Genomic DNA, 20059 nt, shown 5'->3' with positions numbered 1-20059 from the left:
TATGTCGCAGGCTGCTCTGAACACGCGAAACAGTGAAGAAGAGATTTCTTCTCACCGCAATAATGGAACGCGTCTGGCGGGGATCCTTTTCCTGCTGACCGTTTTAACGACAGTGTTGGTGAGCGGCTGGGTCGTGTTGGGCTGGATGGAAGATGCGCAACGCCTGCCGCTCTCAAAGCTGGTGTTGACCGGTGAACGCCATTACACGCGTAATGACGATATCCGGCAGTCGATCCTGGCATTGGGTGAGCCAGGTACCTTTATGACCCAGGATGTAAATATCATCCAGACGCAAATTGAACAACGCCTGCCGTGGATTAAGCAGGTGAGCGTCAGAAAGCAGTGGCCTGATGAATTGAAGATTCATCTGGTTGAATATGTGCCGATTGCGCGTTGGAATGATCAGCATATGGTTGACGCTGAAGGAAACACCTTCAGCGTTCCGCCAGATCGCACCAGCAAGCAGGTGCTCCCAATGTTGTATGGTCCGGAAGGCAGCGCAAATGAAGTGTTGCAGGGTTATCGCGAAATGGGGCAGATGCTGGCAAAGGACAGATTTACTCTGAAGGAAGCGGCGATGACCGCGCGGCGCTCCTGGCAGTTGACGCTGAATAACGATATTAAGCTCAATCTTGGCCGGGGCGATACGATGAAACGTTTGGCTCGCTTTGTAGAACTTTATCCGGTTTTACAGCAGCAGGCGCAAACCGATGGCAAACGGATTAGCTACGTTGATTTGCGTTATGACTCTGGTGCGGCAGTCGGCTGGGCGCCCTTGCCGCCAGAGGAATCTACTCAGCAACAAAATCAGGCACAGGCAGAACAACAATGATCAAGGCGACGGACAGAAAACTGGTAGTAGGACTGGAGATTGGTACCGCGAAGGTTGCCGCTTTAGTAGGGGAAGTTCTGCCCGACGGTATGGTCAATATCATTGGTGTGGGCAGCTGCCCGTCACGTGGTATGGATAAAGGCGGGGTGAACGACCTCGAATCCGTGGTCAAGTGCGTACAGCGCGCCATTGACCAGGCAGAATTGATGGCAGATTGTCAGATCTCTTCGGTATATCTGGCGCTTTCTGGTAAGCACATCAGCTGCCAGAATGAAATTGGTATGGTGCCTATTTCTGAAGAAGAAGTGACACAAGAAGATGTAGAAAATGTCGTCCATACCGCGAAATCGGTGCGCGTGCGTGATGAACATCGTGTGCTGCATGTGATCCCGCAAGAGTATGCGATTGACTATCAGGAAGGGATCAAAAATCCGGTAGGACTTTCTGGCGTGCGTATGCAGGCAAAAGTGCACCTGATCACATGTCACAACGATATGGCAAAAAACATTGTGAAAGCCGTTGAACGTTGTGGCCTGAAAGTTGACCAACTGATATTTGCCGGACTGGCATCAAGTTATTCGGTATTGACGGAAGACGAACGAGAACTGGGCGTCTGCGTCGTCGATATCGGTGGTGGTACAATGGATATCGCCGTTTATACTGGCGGGGCATTGCGTCACACCAAGGTAATTCCTTATGCTGGCAATGTCGTGACCAGTGATATCGCTTATGCCTTTGGCACACCGCCAAGCGACGCCGAAGCGATTAAAGTTCGTCATGGCTGCGCGCTGGGTTCCATCGTCGGTAAAGACGAGAGCGTGGAAGTGCCGAGTGTAGGTGGTCGTCCGCCGCGTAGTCTGCAACGTCAGACGCTGGCGGAGGTGATTGAGCCGCGCTATACCGAGCTGCTCAACCTGGTCAACGAAGAGATATTGCAGCTGCAGGAAAAGCTTCGCCAACAAGGCGTAAAGCATCACCTGGCAGCGGGTATTGTATTAACCGGTGGCGCGGCGCAGATCGAAGGTCTTGCCGCCTGCGCTCAACGCGTGTTTCATACGCAGGTGCGTATCGGCGCGCCGCTGAATATCACCGGTTTAACGGATTACGCTCAGGAGCCGTATTATTCAACGGCAGTGGGATTGCTTCATTACGGGAAAGAGTCACATCTTAACGGTGAAGCGGAAGTTGAAAAACGTGTTACAGCATCTGTTGGCTCGTGGATCAAGCGACTCAATAGTTGGCTGCGAAAAGAATTTTAATTTTTATGAGGCCGGCGGTGATTACGGCCTCAGGCGACAGGCACATATCGGAGAGAAACTATGTTTGAACCAATGGAACTTACCAACGACGCGGTGATTAAAGTCATCGGCGTCGGCGGCGGCGGCGGTAATGCTGTTGAACACATGGTGCGTGAGCGCATTGAAGGTGTTGAATTTTTCGCGGTAAATACCGATGCACAGGCGCTGCGTAAAACAGCGGTTGGGCAGACGATTCAGATCGGTAGTGGTATCACCAAAGGACTGGGAGCTGGCGCTAATCCAGAAGTTGGCCGTAATGCGGCTGATGAGGATCGTGATGCACTGCGTGCGGCGCTGGAAGGTGCAGACATGGTCTTTATTGCAGCGGGCATGGGCGGTGGTACCGGTACAGGTGCAGCGCCGGTTGTTGCTGAAGTGGCTAAAGATTTAGGTATTCTGACCGTTGCTGTTGTGACCAAGCCTTTCAACTTTGAAGGCAAGAAGCGTATGGCATTTGCGGAGCAGGGGATCACTGAATTATCCAAACATGTAGACTCACTGATCACAATCCCGAACGACAAACTGCTGAAAGTTCTGGGCCGCGGTATCTCCCTGCTGGACGCGTTTGGCGCAGCTAACGATGTGCTGAAAGGCGCTGTTCAGGGTATCGCCGAGCTGATTACTCGTCCGGGTCTGATGAATGTGGACTTTGCAGACGTACGTACTGTGATGTCTGAAATGGGCTACGCAATGATGGGGTCTGGCGTGGCGAGCGGTGAAGACCGTGCGGAAGAAGCGGCCGAAATGGCAATTTCTTCTCCGCTGCTGGAAGATATCGACCTGTCTGGCGCACGAGGCGTGCTGGTTAACATCACTGCGGGCTTCGACCTGCGTCTGGATGAATTCGAAACCGTAGGTAACACCATCCGTGCATTTGCTTCGGACAACGCGACCGTGGTTATCGGTACTTCTCTTGACCCGGATATGAACGATGAACTGCGTGTAACCGTGGTTGCTACAGGTATCGGTATGGACAAACGTCCTGAAATCACCCTCGTGACTAATAAGCAAGTTCAACAGCCAGTGATGGATCGCTACCAGCAGCATGGTATGGCGCCGCTGACGCAAGAGCAGAAGCCCGTGGCCAAAGTGGTGAACGACAATACGCCACAAACCGTGAAAGAGCCGGATTATCTGGATATCCCGGCATTCCTGCGTAAGCAAGCTGACTAAGAATTAGCTGGAATTTGGGTTGCGAGGCTCTTTGTGCTAAACTGGCCTGCCGAATGTATAGTACACTTCGGTTGGATAGATAATTTGGCGAGATAATACGATGATCAAACAAAGGACACTTAAACGTATCGTTCAGGCGACGGGTGTCGGTTTACATACCGGCAAGAAAGTCACCCTGACCTTACGCCCTGCGCCGGCCAACACCGGGGTCATCTATCGTCGCACCGACTTGAATCCACCGGTAGATTTCCCGGCCGATGCCAAATCTGTGCGTGATACCATGCTCTGTACGTGTTTGGTCAACGAGCATGATGTACGGATTTCAACTGTTGAGCACCTGAACGCAGCGCTCGCGGGCTTAGGCATCGATAACATTGTTATCGAAGTTAACGCGCCGGAAATCCCAATCATGGACGGCAGTGCCGCTCCGTTTGTTTACCTGCTGCTTGATGCTGGTATCGACGAGCTGAACTGCGCCAAGAAATTTGTTCGCATCAAAGAGACTGTTCGCGTCGAAGATGGCGATAAGTGGGCTGAATTTAAGCCGTACAATGGTTTTTCGCTGGACTTCACCATCGATTTCAACCATCCGGCAATCGATTCCAGCAATCAACGCTATGCGATGAACTTCTCTGCTGATGCGTTTATGCGCCAGATCAGCCGTGCGCGTACGTTTGGTTTCATGCGTGATATCGAATATCTGCAGTCCCGTGGCCTGTGCCTGGGCGGCAGCTTCGATTGTGCCATCGTTGTTGACGATTATCGCGTACTGAACGAAGACGGCCTGCGTTTTGAAGACGAGTTTGTGCGTCACAAAATGCTCGACGCGATCGGTGATTTGTTCATGTGTGGTCACAACATTATCGGCGCATTTACCGCTTATAAATCCGGTCATGCACTGAATAACAAACTGTTGCAGGCTGTACTGGCGAAACAGGAAGCCTGGGAATATGTGACCTTCCAGGACGACGCAGAACTGCCGTTGGCCTTCAAAGCGCCTTCAGCCGTACTGGCATAACGACATCTATACTGTCGTATAAAATTCGACTGGCAAATCTGGCACTCTCTCCGGCCAGGTGACCCAGTCGTTTTTTTTTGAGTTTTTACAGCGTCGTAAGAAATCGGTGCGAACGCTGTTTTCTTAAGCACTTTTACGTGTTACTTATCTTGAATACTGCTGTGGACTTCTGGCTTTAATGATAAGATTTGTGCGCTAAAAACGTTGAATACGATCGGGATGGCAATAACGTGAGTGGAATACTGACGCGCTGGCGACAGTTAGGTAGACGCTACTTCTGGCCGCATCTCTTATTAGGGATGGTCGCGGCGAGTTTAGGTTTGCCTGCGCTCAGCAACGCCGCCGAGCCAAACGCGCCCGCAAAAGCGACAACGCGCAATCACGAGCCTTCCGCCAAAGTTAACTTTAGTCAGTTGGCCTTGCTGGAAGCAAACACACGCCGCCCGAACTCGAACTATTCCGTTGATTACTGGCATCAACATGCTATTCGCACGGTAATCCGCCATCTCTCCTTTGCAATGGCGCCGCAAACGCTGCCCGTTGCCGAGGAATCTTTACCGCTTCAGGCGCAACATCTTGCTTTACTGGATACGCTCAGCGCGCTGCTGACCCAGGAAGGCACGCGGTCTGAAAATGGTTATCGCATTGATTATGCGCATTTTACCCCTCAAGCAAACTTCAGCACGCCCGTCTGGATAAGCCAGGCGCAGGGCATCCGTGCTGGCCCTCAACGCCTCAGCTAACAACGAGAAACCTTTACTTCATTTTATTTACTCCGCAATGCGGGGTGTTTGAGATTTTATTATGCTAATCAAATTATTAACTAAAGTTTTCGGTAGTCGTAACGATCGTACCCTGCGCCGGATGCGCAAAGTCGTCAACATTATCAATGCCATGGAACCGGAGATTGAAAAACTCTCCGACGAAGAACTGAAAGGAAAAACGGCAGAGTTCCGTGCGCGTCTGGAAAAAGGCGAAGTGCTGGAAAACTTGATTCCGGAAGCCTTCGCTGTCGTGCGTGAAGCCAGTAAGCGTGTTTTTGGCATGCGCCACTTCGACGTACAGCTGCTCGGCGGTATGGTTCTTAATGAACGTTGCATCGCGGAAATGCGTACAGGTGAAGGTAAAACCCTGACCGCAACGCTGCCTGCTTACCTGAACGCATTAACCGGTAAAGGCGTGCACGTTGTTACCGTCAACGATTACCTGGCGCAACGTGACGCCGAAAACAACCGTCCGCTGTTTGAATTCCTCGGCTTGACCGTCGGCATCAACCTGCCGGGCATGCCAGCACCGGCAAAGCGTGAAGCTTACGCGGCTGACATTACTTACGGTACGAACAACGAATACGGCTTTGACTACCTGCGCGACAACATGGCGTTCAGCCCTGAAGAACGTGTACAGCGTAAACTGCACTATGCGCTGGTGGACGAAGTGGACTCCATCCTGATCGATGAAGCGCGTACACCGCTGATCATTTCCGGCCCGGCGGAAGACAGTTCGGAAATGTATAAGCGTGTAAACAAAATCATTCCGTACCTGATCCGTCAGGAAAAAGAAGACTCCGAAACCTTCCAGGGCGAAGGCCACTTCTCGGTGGATGAAAAATCTCGCCAGGTGAACCTGACCGAACGTGGTCTGGTGCTTATTGAAGAGCTGCTGGTGAAAGAAGGCATTATGGATGAAGGTGAGTCGCTGTACTCTCCGGCCAATATTATGCTGATGCACCACGTAACGGCGGCGCTGCGTGCTCACGCGCTGTTTACCCGCGACGTCGATTACATCGTTAAAGATGGTGAAGTTATCATCGTTGACGAACATACCGGTCGTACCATGCAGGGCCGTCGCTGGTCTGATGGTCTGCACCAGGCTGTGGAAGCAAAAGAGGGTGTACAGATTCAGAACGAAAACCAGACACTGGCTTCGATCACCTTCCAGAACTACTTCCGTCTGTATGAAAAACTGGCGGGGATGACCGGTACGGCTGATACCGAAGCTTTCGAATTCAGTTCCATCTACAAGCTGGATACTGTAGTCGTTCCGACCAACCGCCCGATGATTCGTAAAGATCTGCCGGATCTGGTCTACATGACCGAAGCGGAAAAAATTCAGGCGATCATTGAAGATATCAAAGAACGTACTGCGAAAGGCCAGCCAGTGCTGGTGGGTACTATTTCAATCGAAAAATCGGAACTGGTATCAAACGAGCTGACCAAAGCTGGTATCAAACACAACGTTCTGAACGCTAAATTCCACGCCAACGAAGCGGCAATCGTTGCTCAGGCGGGCTATCCGGCTGCAGTGACCATCGCGACCAACATGGCGGGTCGTGGTACTGACATCGTGCTTGGCGGTAGCTGGCAGGCAGAAGTTGCCGCGCTGGAAAACCCGACCGCAGAGCAAATTGAAAAAATTAAAGCCGACTGGCAGGTGCGTCACGACGCGGTACTGGAAGCAGGTGGCCTGCATATCATCGGCACTGAGCGTCACGAATCTCGTCGTATCGATAACCAGCTGCGTGGCCGTTCTGGTCGTCAGGGTGATGCCGGTTCTTCCCGTTTCTACCTGTCGATGGAAGATGCGCTGATGCGTATTTTTGCTTCCGACCGAGTATCCGGCATGATGCGTAAACTGGGTATGAAACCCGGTGAAGCCATTGAGCATCCGTGGGTAACTAAAGCAATTGCCAATGCTCAGCGTAAAGTTGAAAGCCGTAACTTCGACATTCGTAAACAGCTGCTGGAATACGATGACGTAGCTAACGATCAGCGTCGTGCCATATACTCCCAGCGTAACGAACTGCTGGATGTCAGCGATGTGAGCGAAACCATCAACAGCATTCGTGAAGATGTGTTCAAAGCAACCATCGATGCCTACATTCCGCCACAGTCACTGGAAGAAATGTGGGACATTCCAGGTTTACAAGAACGTCTGAAAAACGACTTCGACCTTGATTTGCCGATTGCCGAGTGGCTGGACAAAGAGCCAGAACTGCATGAAGAGACGCTGCGTGAGCGTATCCTGGAGCAGTCCATCGAAGTGTATCACCGTAAAGAAGAAGTGGTTGGCGCTGAGATGATGCGTCACTTCGAGAAAGGGGTGATGCTGCAAACGCTGGACTCCCTGTGGAAAGAGCACCTGGCGGCGATGGACTATCTGCGTCAGGGTATCCACCTGCGTGGCTATGCACAGAAAGATCCGAAGCAGGAATACAAACGTGAATCGTTCTCCATGTTTGCGGCGATGCTGGAATCGTTGAAATATGAAGTCATCAGCACGTTAAGCAAAGTACAAGTACGCATGCCGGAAGAAGTTGAAGAGCTGGAGCAGCAGCGTCGTATGGAAGCTGAGCGTTTAGCGCAAATGCAGCAGCTTAGCCATCAGGATGACGACTCTGCAGCTGCGGCTGCGCTGGCAGCGCAAACCGGCGATCGTAAAGTTGGACGTAACGATCCTTGCCCATGCGGTTCTGGTAAAAAATACAAGCAGTGCCATGGTCGCCTGCAATAAAAGCTAAGTGTTGAAATAAAAGGCGCAGGATTCTGCGCCTTTTTTATAGGCTTAAGACAATGAAAAAACTGCAAATCGCGGTAGGTATTATTCGCAACGAAAACAACGAAATCTTTATAACCCGTCGCGCCGCAGATGCGCACATGGCAAATAAGCTGGAGTTTCCGGGCGGTAAAATAGAAACGGGAGAAACGGCAGAACAAGCGATGGTACGGGAGCTTCAGGAAGAAGTCGGGGTTACCCCGCAACGTTTTTCGCTGTTTGAAAAGCTGGAATATCAGTTCTCTGACAGGCATATCACACTGTGGTTCTGGTTGGTCGAAAGCTGGGAAGGGGAACCATGGGGGAAAGAGGGACAGCCCGGTGAGTGGATGGCGCTGGCCAGCCTCGATGCAGAAGATTTTCCGCCAGCCAATGAACCGGTAATTGCGAAGCTTAAGTGTCTGGAGGTCGGATAAGGCGTTTACGCCGCATCCGACATTTACACAAGATGCCTGATGCGACGCTGGCGCGTCTTATCAGGCCTACATGGTTTATTAACTCGTTGATAAATCAGATTTTGTAGGTCGGATAAGGCGTTTGCGCCGCATCCGACATTTACACACGATGCCTGATGCGACGCTGGCGCGTCTTATCAGGCCTACGAGGTTTATTAACTCGTTGATAAATAATGTTTTGTAGGTCGGATAAGGCGTTTAAGCCGCATCCGACATTTACATAAGATGCCTGATGCGGCGCTGGCGCGTCTTATCAGGCCTACGAGGTTTATTAACCCATTGATAAATTAGATTTTGTAGGTCGGGTAAGGCGTTTACGCCGCATCCGACATTTGCACACGATGCCTGATGCGGCGCTGGCGCGTCTTATCAGGCCTACGAGGTTTGTTAACTCGTTGATAAATCAGGTTTTGTAGGTCGGATAAGGCGTTTGCGCCGCATCCGACATTTGCACAAGATGCCTGATGCGACGCTGGCACGTCTTATCAGGCCTACGTGCGGCATCGGACAAATGTCACTGCTTTGGCTCTTCGCTCCAGTCATCGCTCTCAGAAAGATCGCCACTGCTGGGGATTCGTTTTTCTTCAGCAGCCCATTCTCCGAGGTCGATCAACTGGCAGCGTTTGGAACAAAATGGCCGAAATGGGCTGACTTCACCCCACACCACCGTTTTCCCGCAGGTGGGGCAATTCACCGTAATAGTTTCTGACATTTTTACTCCTTAGCAACAAGCCAGTTCGAAATCCAGACGTTCCGGTACTTGTCCATTTTCACTGTCCAGCGGCATAAAGCGAATGGCAAAACGGCTCTTATGACCGGATATTTGCGGGTAAAGCTGTGAATCGAGTGCCAGATTCAGGCGTAACAAATCGGCGTCTTCGCCGTTATCCTGATAAAAACCGTTCAGACTGGTCAGTTTGCGGAACGGTGCCGACTGACGAATCAAATCCAACACCATTGTAAGTGCCTGTGTCAGCGGGCTCAGGCTGGCAATCCAGGTTTCGACCTGACTGTCGCGCTGCGACTGGGGTAAATGCAACCAGATATGCAACGTAGGTAAATCAAAGCTGCAACAACCGCCGGGAATGCTCAGACGCTGGCGCACCAGGGCAATCATCCTGTCTTCACGCAGAAATTGCCCGATACGCGGCGCGGAAATCAGTACGCTACCTGCGGCCTTCAACTGCTGAATTAATGCTTCAATACGGGGCTGGTCCACGCCAGGCACACCAATCCAGGTCTGGAGTTTACGCTGTTGACGTTCCAGCTCTTTCAGTAGTTCGGTACGAACTTCTCCACGCTCGAACACATCCAGCAATTCACTAACATTACGGAAGAAATGCAGAGCACCAGCGTAGTCAGCAATAGGCAAATTTACGGTGAGTTGTTGAATTAAAAACTCAATGCGCAGCCATGTACGCATTTTTTCATTTAGTGGATGTTCAAAAAGGACCTGGGTCTGCATTAAGTTTTTTCCTGTGAGACAAACTGCGACGCGAGCTGCAAATAGTGTGCGTGCAGGCGGGCAACATCTGATGCAATAGCATCTGGTGTGCCGTTATTATCAATGACGTCATCTGCCACCGCAAGACGGGCTTCGCGCGTTGCCTGGGCAGCAAGAATTTGTTCGACATGCTCGCGAGTAACATCATCGCGCTGCATGGTGCGCTTAAGCTGCGTTTCTGGGCTGACATCCACCACCAGCACTCGATTCGCTTTTTTATACAGTGAGTTTTCTACCAGCAATGGCACAACCCATAACACATAAGGTGACGTTGCTTGCTGGATCTGGCGTTGCGTCTCCTGCTGAATCAGAGGATGCAGCAGGGCATTAAGCCAGTTTTTCTCTTCCGGATAGGCAAAGATCCGCTCGCGCAAGGCGCGACGTTGCAATGTTCCATCAGCAGCAATCATATCCGCGCCAAAGTGTTCAGCAATGGCACGCAGTGCAGGTGTACCCGGTTCAACCACCTGACGTGCAATAATATCGGCATCAATGACATTAATTCCGAGGTCAGCAAATGCATTTGCAACGGTACTCTTGCCACTGCCAATGCCGCCTGTTAAGGCAACTGTATACCTCATAATATATATTCCTGGGAATTCATCATGATTATCAAAATGTTAATAAAGAGCGCGCGAAAGCGAAATTGATGAAACGTTCGCCCACTATTTACCAGGTAAATTTATGGGATTGTAGCGTAAAAAAAGACAATTTCGCAGTCTTGCGCCATATCGATTAGTGCGTATGATAGCGTCACTGGAGTTGCGCTCTTACCCTTACAGCCATTAACCCCAGGAATCTGCACATGCGTATCGAAGAAGATCTGAAGTTAGGTTTTAAAGACGTCCTCATCCGCCCTAAACGCTCTACCCTTAAAAGCCGTTCCGATGTTGAACTGGAACGTCAATTCACCTTCAAACATTCAGGTCAAAGCTGGTCCGGCGTGCCGATTATCGCCGCAAATATGGACACCGTAGGCACTTTTAGTATGGCTACGGCACTGGCTTCTTTCGATATTTTGACCGCTGTACATAAACATTACTCTGTTGAAGAGTGGCAAGCGTTTATCAACAATTCTTCTGCTGATGTGCTGAAACATGTGATGGTTTCTACCGGCACGTCGGATGCCGATTTCGAAAAAACTAAACAAATTCTTGACCTGAACCCGGCATTAAACTTCGTTTGTATTGATGTTGCGAATGGATATTCTGAGCACTTCGTGCAGTTTGTGGCGAAGGCGCGTGAAGCGTGGCCGACCAAAACTATTTGTGCAGGCAATGTGGTAACTGGCGAAATGTGTGAGGAGCTTATCCTCTCCGGTGCCGATATCGTTAAAGTTGGCATTGGTCCTGGCTCTGTTTGTACAACTCGCGTGAAAACGGGCGTCGGTTATCCGCAGCTTTCTGCGGTGATCGAATGCGCCGATGCCGCGCACGGTCTGGGCGGGATGATCGTCAGCGATGGCGGCTGTACCACACCGGGCGATGTGGCTAAAGCTTTTGGTGGCGGTGCCGATTTCGTAATGCTTGGCGGAATGCTGGCTGGTCACGAAGAGAGCGGCGGCCGTATTGTTGAAGAGAACGGCGAGAAATTTATGCTGTTCTACGGTATGAGCTCAGAGTCTGCGATGAAACGTCACGTTGGCGGCGTTGCGGAATATCGCGCTGCAGAAGGTAAAACCGTTAAGCTGCCGCTGCGAGGCCCGGTTGAAAATACCGCGCGTGATATTTTAGGCGGTCTGCGTTCAGCCTGCACTTACGTTGGGGCTTCACGCCTGAAAGAGCTGACCAAACGCACCACGTTTATCCGCGTACTGGAACAAGAAAACCGCATCTTCAATAATCTGTAATCTCCCAATGCTGGCGTGGAGCAACACGCCAGCATTATCCCACCCCACTCATCGCATCGCCCAGATGGAAAATTGGCAGATACATTGCCACCACCAACGTACCGATAATTCCTCCAGTAATGACCAGCAACGCCGGTTCCAGTAAGGCGGCAAGGTTATCTGCCAGCGCCAGCGTGTTATCCCGATGATGATGGGCAAGATTCTCCAGCATGAGATCCAGCGACCCGGATGTCTCTCCTGTCCTCACTAACTGCAAACAGAGCGGGCTAAACTCCCCCGTATTTTTTAGCGCCAGCCAGATGGGGTGACCGTTACTGATATCATGCTGAATTTGTGTCAGAAGTTGCGCCCAGTACTGGCAGCGCATCGTCTCCCTGACGCTCTCCACTCCCTGCAAAAAAGTAATCCCTGCACTTTGTGTCAGCGCCAGAATCGTAAAGATCTGCGTGAGTTTTTGTCCCCGCATCAGGGCTCCCATTATTGGGATGCGTAATAACCATTTCTGCTGCGCAATAAGCCAGGTAGGGCGACGCATCAGCAGTTTGTTAGCTATCGCCAGCAGAAAGCCGAGCACTATCAGCAGCCAGCCCCATTTGCCACTAAAGTCTGCCAGCGTCATGATCCCCTGCGTTAGTGCCGGTAGTGGGGTGTTAAAGGTTTTATAGATAGCGGCAAACTCCGGCAGAACAAAATGCAGCATTGCCACAACCACCATGATTGCCATCGCTAAAATGATGATGGGATAACGCAACGCTGATTTCACTTTGTCGGCCAACTGGCGCTGGGCTTTTTGTTGACGCGCCAGTTCAAAGCAGCATTCATCCAGCTTACCGGTCACTTCCCCCGTGCGGATCATCGCCTGATAGAGCGGCGGAAATACCTCTGACCAGGGTAATAAGGCACTGGAAAAGGCCACGCCCTGTTCGAGATCGTGCGCCAGCGATTGCAACAATGCCTGCCATTGCTTACTTGGATGCTGTTCAGCCAGCAGTGCCAGCCCTTCAGAAAGCGTTAACCCGGCTTTAAGTAGCGTCGCCAGTTGATGAATGACTTCCGTGCTTTTATCTCCTCGCCAATGCGCAGAATTGATGGCGATTCGCTTCAGGCTTAGTGGGGTAACCCTTTGCTGCTGTAGAGCCAAAAGTAGCAAAGCACGGCTCTCTGACCATTGCATCCCATCTTGCTCATTGCCGTCGCCGGTTATGCCATGCCATCGCCAGAGTTGCTTATTCGCCATGTGGCATCCCCAGCACGCGGATTAACTCTTCAAAGGTGGTTAAGCCTTGTTCAACGGCCAGGCAGCCGTTTTCAAAAAGTGTGCGCATACCTGTCCGCCTGGCGTGCGTTTCCAGCGATTCAACTTCAATATTAGAGGAAATAAGCTGGCGTATGGCTGGTGTAATGGGCAGGACTTCAAACAAGGCGGTACGACCATAAAAACCGTGGTAGCAATGTTCACAACCCGGTGCCTGCCAGCGGGACAGCGGAGATGACCATACATTGTCCGGAAGGCGGATCGGTTCCCCTTGCTGCTGGCGGCAATGCGGACAAAGTTTACGTACCAGGCGCTGGGCTATTACCAGAGTGAGGGCCGACGAGAGCATCCAGCGAGCAACGCCCATTTGCTGTAAACGCACCAGCGTTTCACAGGTGGAGTTGGTGTGTAGCGTGGACAATACCAGATGACCCGTTTGCGCGGCTTTAATGGCAATTTCTGCCGTTTCGCCATCGCGGATCTCTCCGATCATGATGACGTCAGGATCCTGGCGCAATAACGCACGCAAAACGCCCTGAAAGGTGAGTCCGGCACGCGGATGTATTTGTGTCTGGTTTAGCCCGGCGATGGGGATCTCAACCGGATCTTCCACGCTGCAAATATTAATATCGGCGGTATTCAGCGTTTGCAGTGCGCTATACAGCGTGACTGTTTTGCCGCTGCCGGTAGGGCCAGTTACCAGCACCAGTCCCTGTGGTTGCTGCAAGGCGTGGGTAAAGTCCGTCAGTTGTGACGGTTGCATCCCTAGCGTGTTGACATCAAGCGCCTGGTCCACCTGCTGTAACAACCGTAATACCACCTTTTCACCGCCGCGACATGGCAAGGTAGCAATACGAAATGAGACGGCGTTCCCGGCCAGTTCGACAGTGAATTGCCCGTCCTGCGGCAGGCGATGTTCCGCAATATCCAGGCTTCCCAGCACTTTTAACCTGGCGGTTAAAGCGACTCCGGCATCCAGTGAAACATCAGGTAAAGGATGCAGCACGCCGTCGATACGCAAGCGGATACGATAGCTATTGTCCGCTGGTTCGATATGAATATCTGACGCGCGTTGTTCCAGTGCAGATTGCAACGTATGAGCCAGCAATTCTGCTTTAGGCTGATGTTTCTCCTGAACGGCTACGGGCAATGTCTGTTGTGTGCGACTGGCGTGACCTTCCATCTGTTGGCGCGTCCAGCAGGTGAGCTCAATACGTTTGGTGGTAGCGAAATGCAATGCGTCCAGCAACTCATGTGAGGGGGCATCGACCACCGCAATATGAACCACTTCTTCGCTGGCATCCAGTAAGACCCCCTGGTAACGCAAACACAGGGCGGTGAGCTGTGAAATATTCATCGCCGCTCCTTAGTTGGCGTCATCAAAGCGGAAGACATCTTCGCAGGCTTGCTGCAATGCGCTGTCACTTTGAATATTGCAGTTGCGCGTCCAGCCGGTGACACCATTAGCGTTATCCCAACCGGGTGTCATAACGATGCTTAGCCCATTGAGACTCTCTTGCCCGGTCAGCGACACCACGCCCTTTGCCACACTCATGGCTGAAACATAGCGGGTGGTGGTAGGCGAGGGGATGCCATTGCTGCCGCCGTCGCAGGTGTCCAGTCCGCCATGTTCCAGCGCGCACAATTCTACGGCGGTACGGTAAGGCACAAAGGTTTGTAGCATGTCGGTAAGTGCGGCTTTGCGCAGGTAGTTTTGATAAGCGGGAATACCAATGGCGCTTAAAATGGCAATGATGCCAATAACCACCATCAGTTCGATAAGTGTAAAACCGCGTTGCTTGTCCATCTGTTTCGCTCCTTGATTTGGTTGGCGCTACTTTGGCAAACGCCATCAGCACAGGCGAGGGGCAAAAAACGAAACGGGAAGGCGGCTTCCGAGGTTTTTTATTACGTTGCAGCGAAAGACAAGAAATTTGCGAGGCGTTACGAAGAAAGTTGGGGAAGGGGAGATTATCCGCCCGCGATGGAGCGGATAAATCTGTCAGCAATTAGCGAAAACGCATTGAAAGATCGAGTGCCTGTACGTGTTTAGTTAGCGCACCGACGGAGATAAAGTCCACGCCCGTTTCAGCAAACTCGCGTAGCGTTTTGTCGGTGACGTTGCCAGACACTTCCAGCAGCGCCTTGCCGTTGGTGCGTTTAACGGCTTTGCGCATCTGTTCTGTGTCGAAGTTATCCAGCATGATGATATCGGCACCTGCTTTCAGTGCTTCATCAAGTTCTTCCAGATTCTCGACTTCAACTTCTACTGGCGCATCCGGGTGCAGCCAAGACGCTTTTTCGACCGCCTGGCGCACTGAGCCGGAGGCAATAATATGGTTTTCTTTGATCAGGAAGGCGTCAGAAAGCCCCAGACGATGGTTAGCCCCGCCGCCGCAAAGTACCGCGTATTTCAGGGCAGAACGCAGGCCGGGTAAGGTTTTTCGCGTATCCAGCAACTGCGTATCGGTGCCTTCCAGTAACTCAACATAGTGGCGAACCTTACTGGCTACGCCAGAAAGAGTTTGTACAAAATTAAGCGCAGTACGTTCGCCGGTTAACAGCACGCGAGATGGGCCTTCGAGTTCGAAAAGGAGTTGATTGGCGTTAATGACATCACCGTCATCCACATGCCAGGTAATGGTGACATCGTCGCCTGCCAGTTGAATAAACACTTCTTCAACCCAGCGTTTACCACAAAATACGCCTTCTTCGCGGGTGATCACCGTGGCATGAGAGCGTGAATTTTCCGGTAAAAGTTTTGCCGTAATGTCGTTGTTGGCATCGACTGTTCCGCCTAAATCTTCTCGCAGCGCCTGAGCCACCGCGCCGGGGATATCGAGATTAATGCGTTCCAGCAGCTCGTCACGTCGGGTGTCAGGGTTATAGCGGCGAGGCGGCATGTTAAAACTCCAGATAGCTAACGAATCATAAGGTAGAAACATGCTACTCTGAACCGGGTATTAGCACCACATATAAGGAGATCCTGCATGTTGTTAGAACAGGGGTGGCTGGTCGGCGCGCGCCGCGTTCCCTCACCACATTACGATTGTCGCCCGGATGACGAAACTCCCACCTTGCTGGTGGTGCACAATATTAGCCTGCCGCCAGGCGAGTTTGGCGGTCCGTGGATTGATGCATTATTCACCGGAACTATTGATCCGCAGGCTCATCCCTTCTTTGCAGAGATTGCCCATTTACGCGTCTCCGCTCACTGTTTGATTCGCCGTGATGGTGAAATTGTCCAGTATGTTCCTTTCGATAAACGCGCCTGGCATGCGGGTGTTTCCGTGTATCAGGGGCGCGAACGCTGTAATGATTTCTCTATTGGGATTGAGCTGGAAGGCACTGATACGCTGGCGTATACCGATGCGCAGTATCAGCAATTGGCGGCGGTCACGCGGGCATTGATTCATCGCTATCCAGCCATTGCCAATAATATGACGGGCCATTGTGATATTGCGCCGGAGCGTAAAACCGATCCCGGCCCTGCCTTTGATTGGGCACGGTTTCGCGCCCTGGTCAGCAAGGAGACAACATGACGCTGTTTACAACCTTACTGGTGTTAATTTTCGAGCGCCTGTTTAAGTTGGGCGAGCACTGGCAGCTTGATCACCGCCTCGAGGCGTTTTTCCGTCGGGTGAAACATTTTTCGCTGGGGCGCACATTAGGGATGACCATTATCGCGATGGGGGCGACCTTTTTACTGTTGCGCGCGTTGCATGGGTTATTGTTCAACGTCCCGACGCTGGTGGTGTGGCTGTTGATTGGTTTGTTGTGTATTGGCGCAGGAAAAGTTCGTCTCCATTATCATGCTTATCTGACCGCAGCTTCTCGTAACGACAGCCATGCCCGTTCCACGATGGCTGGCGAGTTAACCATGATTCATGGCGTCCCCGCAGGCTGCGATGAGCGTGAGTTTTTGCGTGAACTGCAAAATGCCCTGTTGTGGATTAACTTTCGTTTTTACCTTGCGCCACTGTTCTGGCTAATTGTAGGCGGTATCTGGGGACCCGTTACCCTGATGGGCTATGCATTCTTGCGTGCATGGCAATACTGGCTGGCGCGCTACCAGACGCCGCATCATCGCTTACAGTCGGGGGTTGATGCCGTGCTTCATGTAGTGGATTGGGTGCCAGTTCGCCTTGTGGGCGTAGTTTATGCCTTGATTGGTCACGGTGAGAAAGCGTTACCAGCCTGGTTTGCTTCACTGACCGATTTCCATACATCGCAATACCAGGTATTAACGCGTCTGGCACAGTTCTCACTGGCGCGTGAACCGCATGTCGATAAGGTTGAGACACCGAAAGCAGCGGTTTCAATGGCGAAGAAAACCTCGTTCGTGGTTGTGGTGGTGATTGCGCTACTGACGATTTACGGGACATTGGTGTAAATATTGCTGCCCTCACCCAGAACGGGTGAGGGCGTAGAGAGATTAATGTGCTTTTACGGCTTTTGCGGTTTTCTCTTTGAACAGATAACCGATACCTAACACAACCAGCCATACCGGGATCAGGTAAACCGAAATCGCCATCCCCGGCGTCATCAGCATTATCACCAGTACCGCCGCCATAAACAGCAGGCAGATCCAGTTACCCAGCGGATAGAGCAGGGCAGGGAAACGAGTTACCACACCTTGTTCTTGCTTAGCGCGACGGAACTTCATATGTGCCAGGCTAATCATCGCCCAGTTAATAACCAGTGCAGAAACCACCAGCGCCATTAACAGTCCGAAAGCGGACTCTGGGGCAAGGTAGTTAATCAGTACGCACAATGCCGTAACCAGCGCAGATACCAGAATGGTATTTACTGGTACGCCGCGTTTATCGACGGAAGCGAGCATTTTCGGTGCGTTACCCTGTTGTGCCAGACCGAACAGCATACGGCTGTTGCAATATACGCAGCTGTTGTACACGGAGAGCGCAGCCGTCAGTACCACGATGTTCAGCGCATTTGCCACAAAGGTATCGCCTAACTCGTGGAAGATCAGCACAAACGGGCTGGTGTCAGCGGTAACGCGTGTCCACGGCATCAGTGAGAGCAGAACGGCTAACGAACCAATGTAGAAAATCAGGATGCGGTAGATAACCTGATTAGTTGCTTTCGGGATGCTTTGCTCCGGGTTATCAGCTTCTGCAGCGGTGATCCCCACCAGTTCCAGACCACCGAACGAGAACATGATAATCGCCATCATCATCACCAGCCCGGTGAAGCCGTGCGGCAGGAAGCCACCTTGAGCCCACAGGTTGCTAACGGTCGCCTGCGGGCCGCCGTTGCCGCTGAACAGCAGCCAGCCGCCGAAGATGATCATCGCTACCACCGCGATAACTTTGATAATGGCAAACCAGAACTCCATCTCGCCAAACACTTTTACGTTGGTCAGGTTGATGGCGTTGATCACCACAAAGAACACGGCGGCAGAAGCCCAGGTGGGGATTTCCGGATACCAGAACTGAATGTATTTGCCGACAGCCGTAAGTTCTGCCATGGCAACTAAAACGTACAGTACCCAATAGTTCCAGCCAGAAGCGAATCCGGCAAAGCTGCCCCAGTATTTATAAGCAAAGTGGCTAAAGGAGCCTGCGACAGGTTCTTCGACCACCATTTCACCCAGCTGACGCATGATCAGAAAGGCGATAAAACCAGCAATGGCATAACCCAGGATAATCCCTGGTCCTGCGGACTGAATTACGGAGGCGCTACCCAGGAATAGCCCTGTCCCTATCGCGCCACCCAGCGCGATAAGCTGAATATGGCGGTTTTTAAGGCCGCGCTTTAGCTGCTCGCCGTGCTGTTGACCTTCCATCATGAAACCTCGTGCGGTGATTGTTTTTTTGATCTACGCAATGATGCGTGTGTAAGTTTGCAATTCCGTTTGTTGTATTAATTTGTTTACATTAAAGACGTTTGAATTGTTACAAAAAGACTTCCGTCAGATCAAGAATAATGGTATGCGGCAGCGAATGCACCCGCTTTATGCATGGTTGAAGATGAGTTGCTTAAAAAGGAACCGTTTGTAAAGATCAGCCTCGAATCCGCTCAATATATAAAATGAATATAAATTCATTTTAATTGAATTAAAAATCGAAAAATTGGTAAGTGAATCGGTTCAATTCGGATTTTTATAGTTTAATAATCGTTAAAAAATCACTTTCCTACGTAAAGTCTACATTTGTGCATAGTTACAACTTTGAAACGTTATATATGTCAAGTTGTTAAAATGTGCACAGTTTCATGATTTCAATCAAAACCTGTATGGACATAAGGTGAATACTTTGTTACTTTAGCGTCACAGACATGAAATTGGTAAGACCAATTGACTTCGGCAAGTGGCTTAAGACAGGAACTCATGGCCTACAGCAAAATCCGCCAACCAAAACTCTCCGATGTGATTGAGCAGCAACTGGAGTTTTTGATCCTCGAAGGCACTCTCCGCCCGGGCGAAAAACTCCCACCGGAACGCGAACTGGCAAAACAGTTCGATGTATCCCGTCCCTCATTGCGTGAGGCGATTCAACGTCTCGAAGCGAAGGGCTTGTTGCTTCGTCGCCAGGGTGGCGGCACGTTTGTTCAGAGCAGCCTTTGGCAAAGCTTCAGCGATCCGCTGGTGGAGCTGCTCTCCGACCATCCTGAATCACAGTATGACTTGCTCGAAACACGACACGCCCTGGAAGGTATCGCCGCTTATTACGCCGCGCTGCGTAGTACCGATGAAGACAAGGAACGCATCCGTGAACTCCACCACGCCATAGAACTGGCGCAGCAGTCTGGCGATCTGGACGCGGAATCAAACGCCGTACTCCAGTATCAGATTGCCGTCACCGAAGCGGCCCACAATGTGGTTTTGCTTCATCTGCTAAGGTGTATGGAGCCGATGTTGGCCCAGAATGTCCGTCAGAACTTCGAATTGCTCTATTCGCGTCGCGAGATGCTGCCGCTGGTGAGTAGTCACCGCACCCGCATATTCGAAGCGATTATGGCCGGTAAGCCGGAAGAAGCGCGCGAAGCATCGCATCGCCATCTGGCCTTTATCGAAGAAATTTTGCTCGACAGAAGCCGTGAAGAGAGTCGCCGTGAGCGTTCTCTGCGTCGTCTGGAGCAACGAAAGAATTAGTGATTTTTC

The 20059-nt window shown here is 51.5% G+C and carries 19 protein-coding genes; 11 read left to right on the top strand and 8 right to left on the bottom strand.

Going from position 1 to position 20059, the window contains the following annotated elements:
* Position 1: 1 nt before the first annotated feature.
* The 7 genes from ftsQ (at position 2) to mutT (ending at position 8289) form a co-directional block, all read left to right on the top strand.
* Positions 2–832, top strand: coding sequence for a cell division protein FtsQ (ftsQ, locus tag FEK66_RS03365; RefSeq protein WP_000075731.1), 831 nt, complete (start codon positions 2–4; stop codon positions 830–832).
* On the top strand, positions 829–2091 hold the full coding sequence (gene ftsA, locus FEK66_RS03360; protein WP_000588474.1) for a cell division protein FtsA: 1263 nt from the start codon (positions 829–831) through the stop codon (positions 2089–2091). Before ftsQ ends, ftsA begins: the two co-directional genes overlap by 4 nt.
* A 60-nt stretch (positions 2092–2151) precedes the next feature.
* Positions 2152–3303, top strand: a complete 1152-nt coding sequence (gene ftsZ, locus FEK66_RS03355) for a cell division protein FtsZ (RefSeq protein ID WP_064525175.1) — start codon at positions 2152–2154, stop codon at positions 3301–3303.
* Between the two features lie 100 nt (positions 3304–3403).
* Complete coding sequence (lpxC, locus tag FEK66_RS03350) at positions 3404–4321, top strand: UDP-3-O-acyl-N-acetylglucosamine deacetylase (protein ID WP_000595482.1); 918 nt, start codon at positions 3404–3406, stop codon at positions 4319–4321.
* 230 nt (positions 4322–4551) lie between these two features.
* A complete protein-coding gene (gene secM, locus FEK66_RS03345; protein WP_130204926.1) occupies positions 4552–5064 on the top strand; it encodes a secA translation cis-regulator SecM in 513 nt (170 codons plus the stop codon).
* Positions 5065–5125: 61 nt separating this feature from the next.
* Entirely contained in the window at positions 5126–7831 is a 2706-nt protein-coding gene (gene secA, locus FEK66_RS03340) for a preprotein translocase subunit SecA (RefSeq protein ID WP_130204928.1), read from the top strand.
* A 59-nt stretch (positions 7832–7890) separates the two neighbouring features.
* Positions 7891–8289, top strand: a complete 399-nt coding sequence (gene mutT / locus FEK66_RS03335) for an 8-oxo-dGTP diphosphatase MutT (protein ID WP_130204930.1) — start codon at positions 7891–7893, stop codon at positions 8287–8289.
* A 553-nt stretch (positions 8290–8842) separates the two neighbouring features.
* Here mutT and yacG read toward each other — a convergent pair.
* From yacG to coaE, 3 genes are read right to left on the bottom strand one after another with little or no spacing between them, the layout of a single operon-like run.
* Positions 8843–9040: a DNA gyrase inhibitor YacG gene (yacG, locus tag FEK66_RS03330; RefSeq protein ID WP_000005046.1), complete on the bottom strand. Its 198-nt coding sequence runs from the start codon at positions 9038–9040 to the stop codon at positions 8843–8845.
* A 9-nt stretch (positions 9041–9049) separates the two neighbouring features.
* Positions 9050–9793 carry a cell division protein ZapD gene (zapD, locus tag FEK66_RS03325; RefSeq protein WP_135493459.1) on the bottom strand — a complete coding sequence of 248 codons (744 nt, stop codon included), beginning with the start codon at positions 9791–9793 and terminating at the stop codon, positions 9050–9052.
* Complete coding sequence (coaE, locus tag FEK66_RS03320) at positions 9793–10413, bottom strand: dephospho-CoA kinase (RefSeq protein ID WP_130221628.1); 621 nt, start codon at positions 10411–10413, stop codon at positions 9793–9795. Before coaE ends, zapD begins: the two co-directional genes overlap by 1 nt.
* A gap of 224 nt (positions 10414–10637) precedes the next feature.
* Here coaE and guaC point away from each other — a divergent pair, with 224 nt between their 5' ends.
* Positions 10638–11681 carry a GMP reductase gene (gene guaC, locus FEK66_RS03315; RefSeq protein WP_130204936.1) on the top strand — a complete coding sequence of 348 codons (1044 nt, stop codon included), beginning with the start codon at positions 10638–10640 and terminating at the stop codon, positions 11679–11681.
* 34 nt (positions 11682–11715) lie between these two features.
* On the opposite strand, the gene hofC is transcribed toward guaC, so the two are convergent.
* The 4 genes from hofC to nadC all read right to left on the bottom strand — a co-directional run bounded on the left by hofC (position 11716) and on the right by nadC (position 15839).
* Complete coding sequence (gene hofC / locus FEK66_RS03310; RefSeq protein WP_135493460.1) at positions 11716–12918, bottom strand: protein transport protein HofC; 1203 nt, start codon at positions 12916–12918, stop codon at positions 11716–11718.
* Complete coding sequence (gspE, locus tag FEK66_RS03305; RefSeq protein WP_135493461.1) at positions 12908–14293, bottom strand: type II secretion system protein GspE; 1386 nt, start codon at positions 14291–14293, stop codon at positions 12908–12910. Before gspE ends, hofC begins: the two co-directional genes overlap by 11 nt.
* A 9-nt stretch (positions 14294–14302) precedes the next feature.
* Positions 14303–14743, bottom strand: a complete 441-nt coding sequence (ppdD, locus tag FEK66_RS03300; RefSeq protein ID WP_130204940.1) for a prepilin peptidase-dependent pilin — start codon at positions 14741–14743, stop codon at positions 14303–14305.
* A gap of 202 nt (positions 14744–14945) precedes the next feature.
* Positions 14946–15839, bottom strand: a complete 894-nt coding sequence (gene nadC / locus FEK66_RS03295) for a carboxylating nicotinate-nucleotide diphosphorylase (protein WP_130204942.1) — start codon at positions 15837–15839, stop codon at positions 14946–14948.
* 87 nt (positions 15840–15926) lie between these two features.
* On the opposite strand from nadC, the gene ampD reads away from it, so the two are divergent.
* Both ampD and ampE read left to right on the top strand, forming a co-directional pair.
* Positions 15927–16478, top strand: coding sequence for a 1,6-anhydro-N-acetylmuramyl-L-alanine amidase AmpD (ampD, locus tag FEK66_RS03290; protein WP_130204944.1), 552 nt, complete (start codon positions 15927–15929; stop codon positions 16476–16478).
* Positions 16475–17329: a beta-lactamase regulator AmpE gene (gene ampE / locus FEK66_RS03285; RefSeq protein ID WP_135493462.1), complete on the top strand. Its 855-nt coding sequence runs from the start codon at positions 16475–16477 to the stop codon at positions 17327–17329. Before ampD ends, ampE begins: the two co-directional genes overlap by 4 nt.
* A gap of 42 nt (positions 17330–17371) precedes the next feature.
* On the opposite strand, the gene aroP is transcribed toward ampE, so the two are convergent.
* Positions 17372–18745 carry an aromatic amino acid transporter AroP gene (gene aroP, locus FEK66_RS03280; protein ID WP_165383261.1) on the bottom strand — a complete coding sequence of 458 codons (1374 nt, stop codon included), beginning with the start codon at positions 18743–18745 and terminating at the stop codon, positions 17372–17374.
* Between the two features lie 540 nt (positions 18746–19285).
* Here aroP and pdhR point away from each other — a divergent pair.
* Positions 19286–20050 carry a pyruvate dehydrogenase complex transcriptional repressor PdhR gene (gene pdhR / locus FEK66_RS03275; protein WP_000331776.1) on the top strand — a complete coding sequence of 255 codons (765 nt, stop codon included), beginning with the start codon at positions 19286–19288 and terminating at the stop codon, positions 20048–20050.
* Positions 20051–20059: the final 9 nt, after the last annotated feature.

The organism is Escherichia sp. E1130 (assembly GCF_005781065.1).
GTDB lineage: Bacteria > Pseudomonadota > Gammaproteobacteria > Enterobacterales > Enterobacteriaceae > Escherichia.
Note: the sequence above shows the minus strand (reverse complement) of the source record. Positions and strands in the feature narration are given on the sequence as shown.

Coding starts and splice junctions, on each gene's coding strand:
- ppdD (WP_130204940.1), bottom strand. CDS start 14,743: ATGGACAAGCAACGCGGTTTTACACTTATCGAACTGATGGTGGTTATT.
- coaE (WP_130221628.1), bottom strand. CDS start 10,413: ATGAGGTATACAGTTGCCTTAACAGGCGGCATTGGCAGTGGCAAGAGT.
- aroP (WP_165383261.1), bottom strand. CDS start 18,745: ATGATGGAAGGTCAACAGCACGGCGAGCAGCTAAAGCGCGGCCTTAAA.
- ftsA (WP_000588474.1), top strand. CDS start 829: ATGATCAAGGCGACGGACAGAAAACTGGTAGTAGGACTGGAGATTGGT.
- nadC (WP_130204942.1), bottom strand. CDS start 15,839: ATGCCGCCTCGCCGCTATAACCCTGACACCCGACGTGACGAGCTGCTG.
- zapD (WP_135493459.1), bottom strand. CDS start 9,793: ATGCAGACCCAGGTCCTTTTTGAACATCCACTAAATGAAAAAATGCGT.
- secA (WP_130204928.1), top strand. CDS start 5,126: ATGCTAATCAAATTATTAACTAAAGTTTTCGGTAGTCGTAACGATCGT.
- yacG (WP_000005046.1), bottom strand. CDS start 9,040: ATGTCAGAAACTATTACGGTGAATTGCCCCACCTGCGGGAAAACGGTG.
- ampD (WP_130204944.1), top strand. CDS start 15,927: ATGTTGTTAGAACAGGGGTGGCTGGTCGGCGCGCGCCGCGTTCCCTCA.
- pdhR (WP_000331776.1), top strand. CDS start 19,286: ATGGCCTACAGCAAAATCCGCCAACCAAAACTCTCCGATGTGATTGAG.
- mutT (WP_130204930.1), top strand. CDS start 7,891: ATGAAAAAACTGCAAATCGCGGTAGGTATTATTCGCAACGAAAACAAC.
- gspE (WP_135493461.1), bottom strand. CDS start 14,293: ATGAATATTTCACAGCTCACCGCCCTGTGTTTGCGTTACCAGGGGGTC.
- ampE (WP_135493462.1), top strand. CDS start 16,475: ATGACGCTGTTTACAACCTTACTGGTGTTAATTTTCGAGCGCCTGTTT.
- lpxC (WP_000595482.1), top strand. CDS start 3,404: ATGATCAAACAAAGGACACTTAAACGTATCGTTCAGGCGACGGGTGTC.
- ftsQ (WP_000075731.1), top strand. CDS start 2: ATGTCGCAGGCTGCTCTGAACACGCGAAACAGTGAAGAAGAGATTTCT.
- ftsZ (WP_064525175.1), top strand. CDS start 2,152: ATGTTTGAACCAATGGAACTTACCAACGACGCGGTGATTAAAGTCATC.
- guaC (WP_130204936.1), top strand. CDS start 10,638: ATGCGTATCGAAGAAGATCTGAAGTTAGGTTTTAAAGACGTCCTCATC.
- hofC (WP_135493460.1), bottom strand. CDS start 12,918: ATGGCGAATAAGCAACTCTGGCGATGGCATGGCATAACCGGCGACGGC.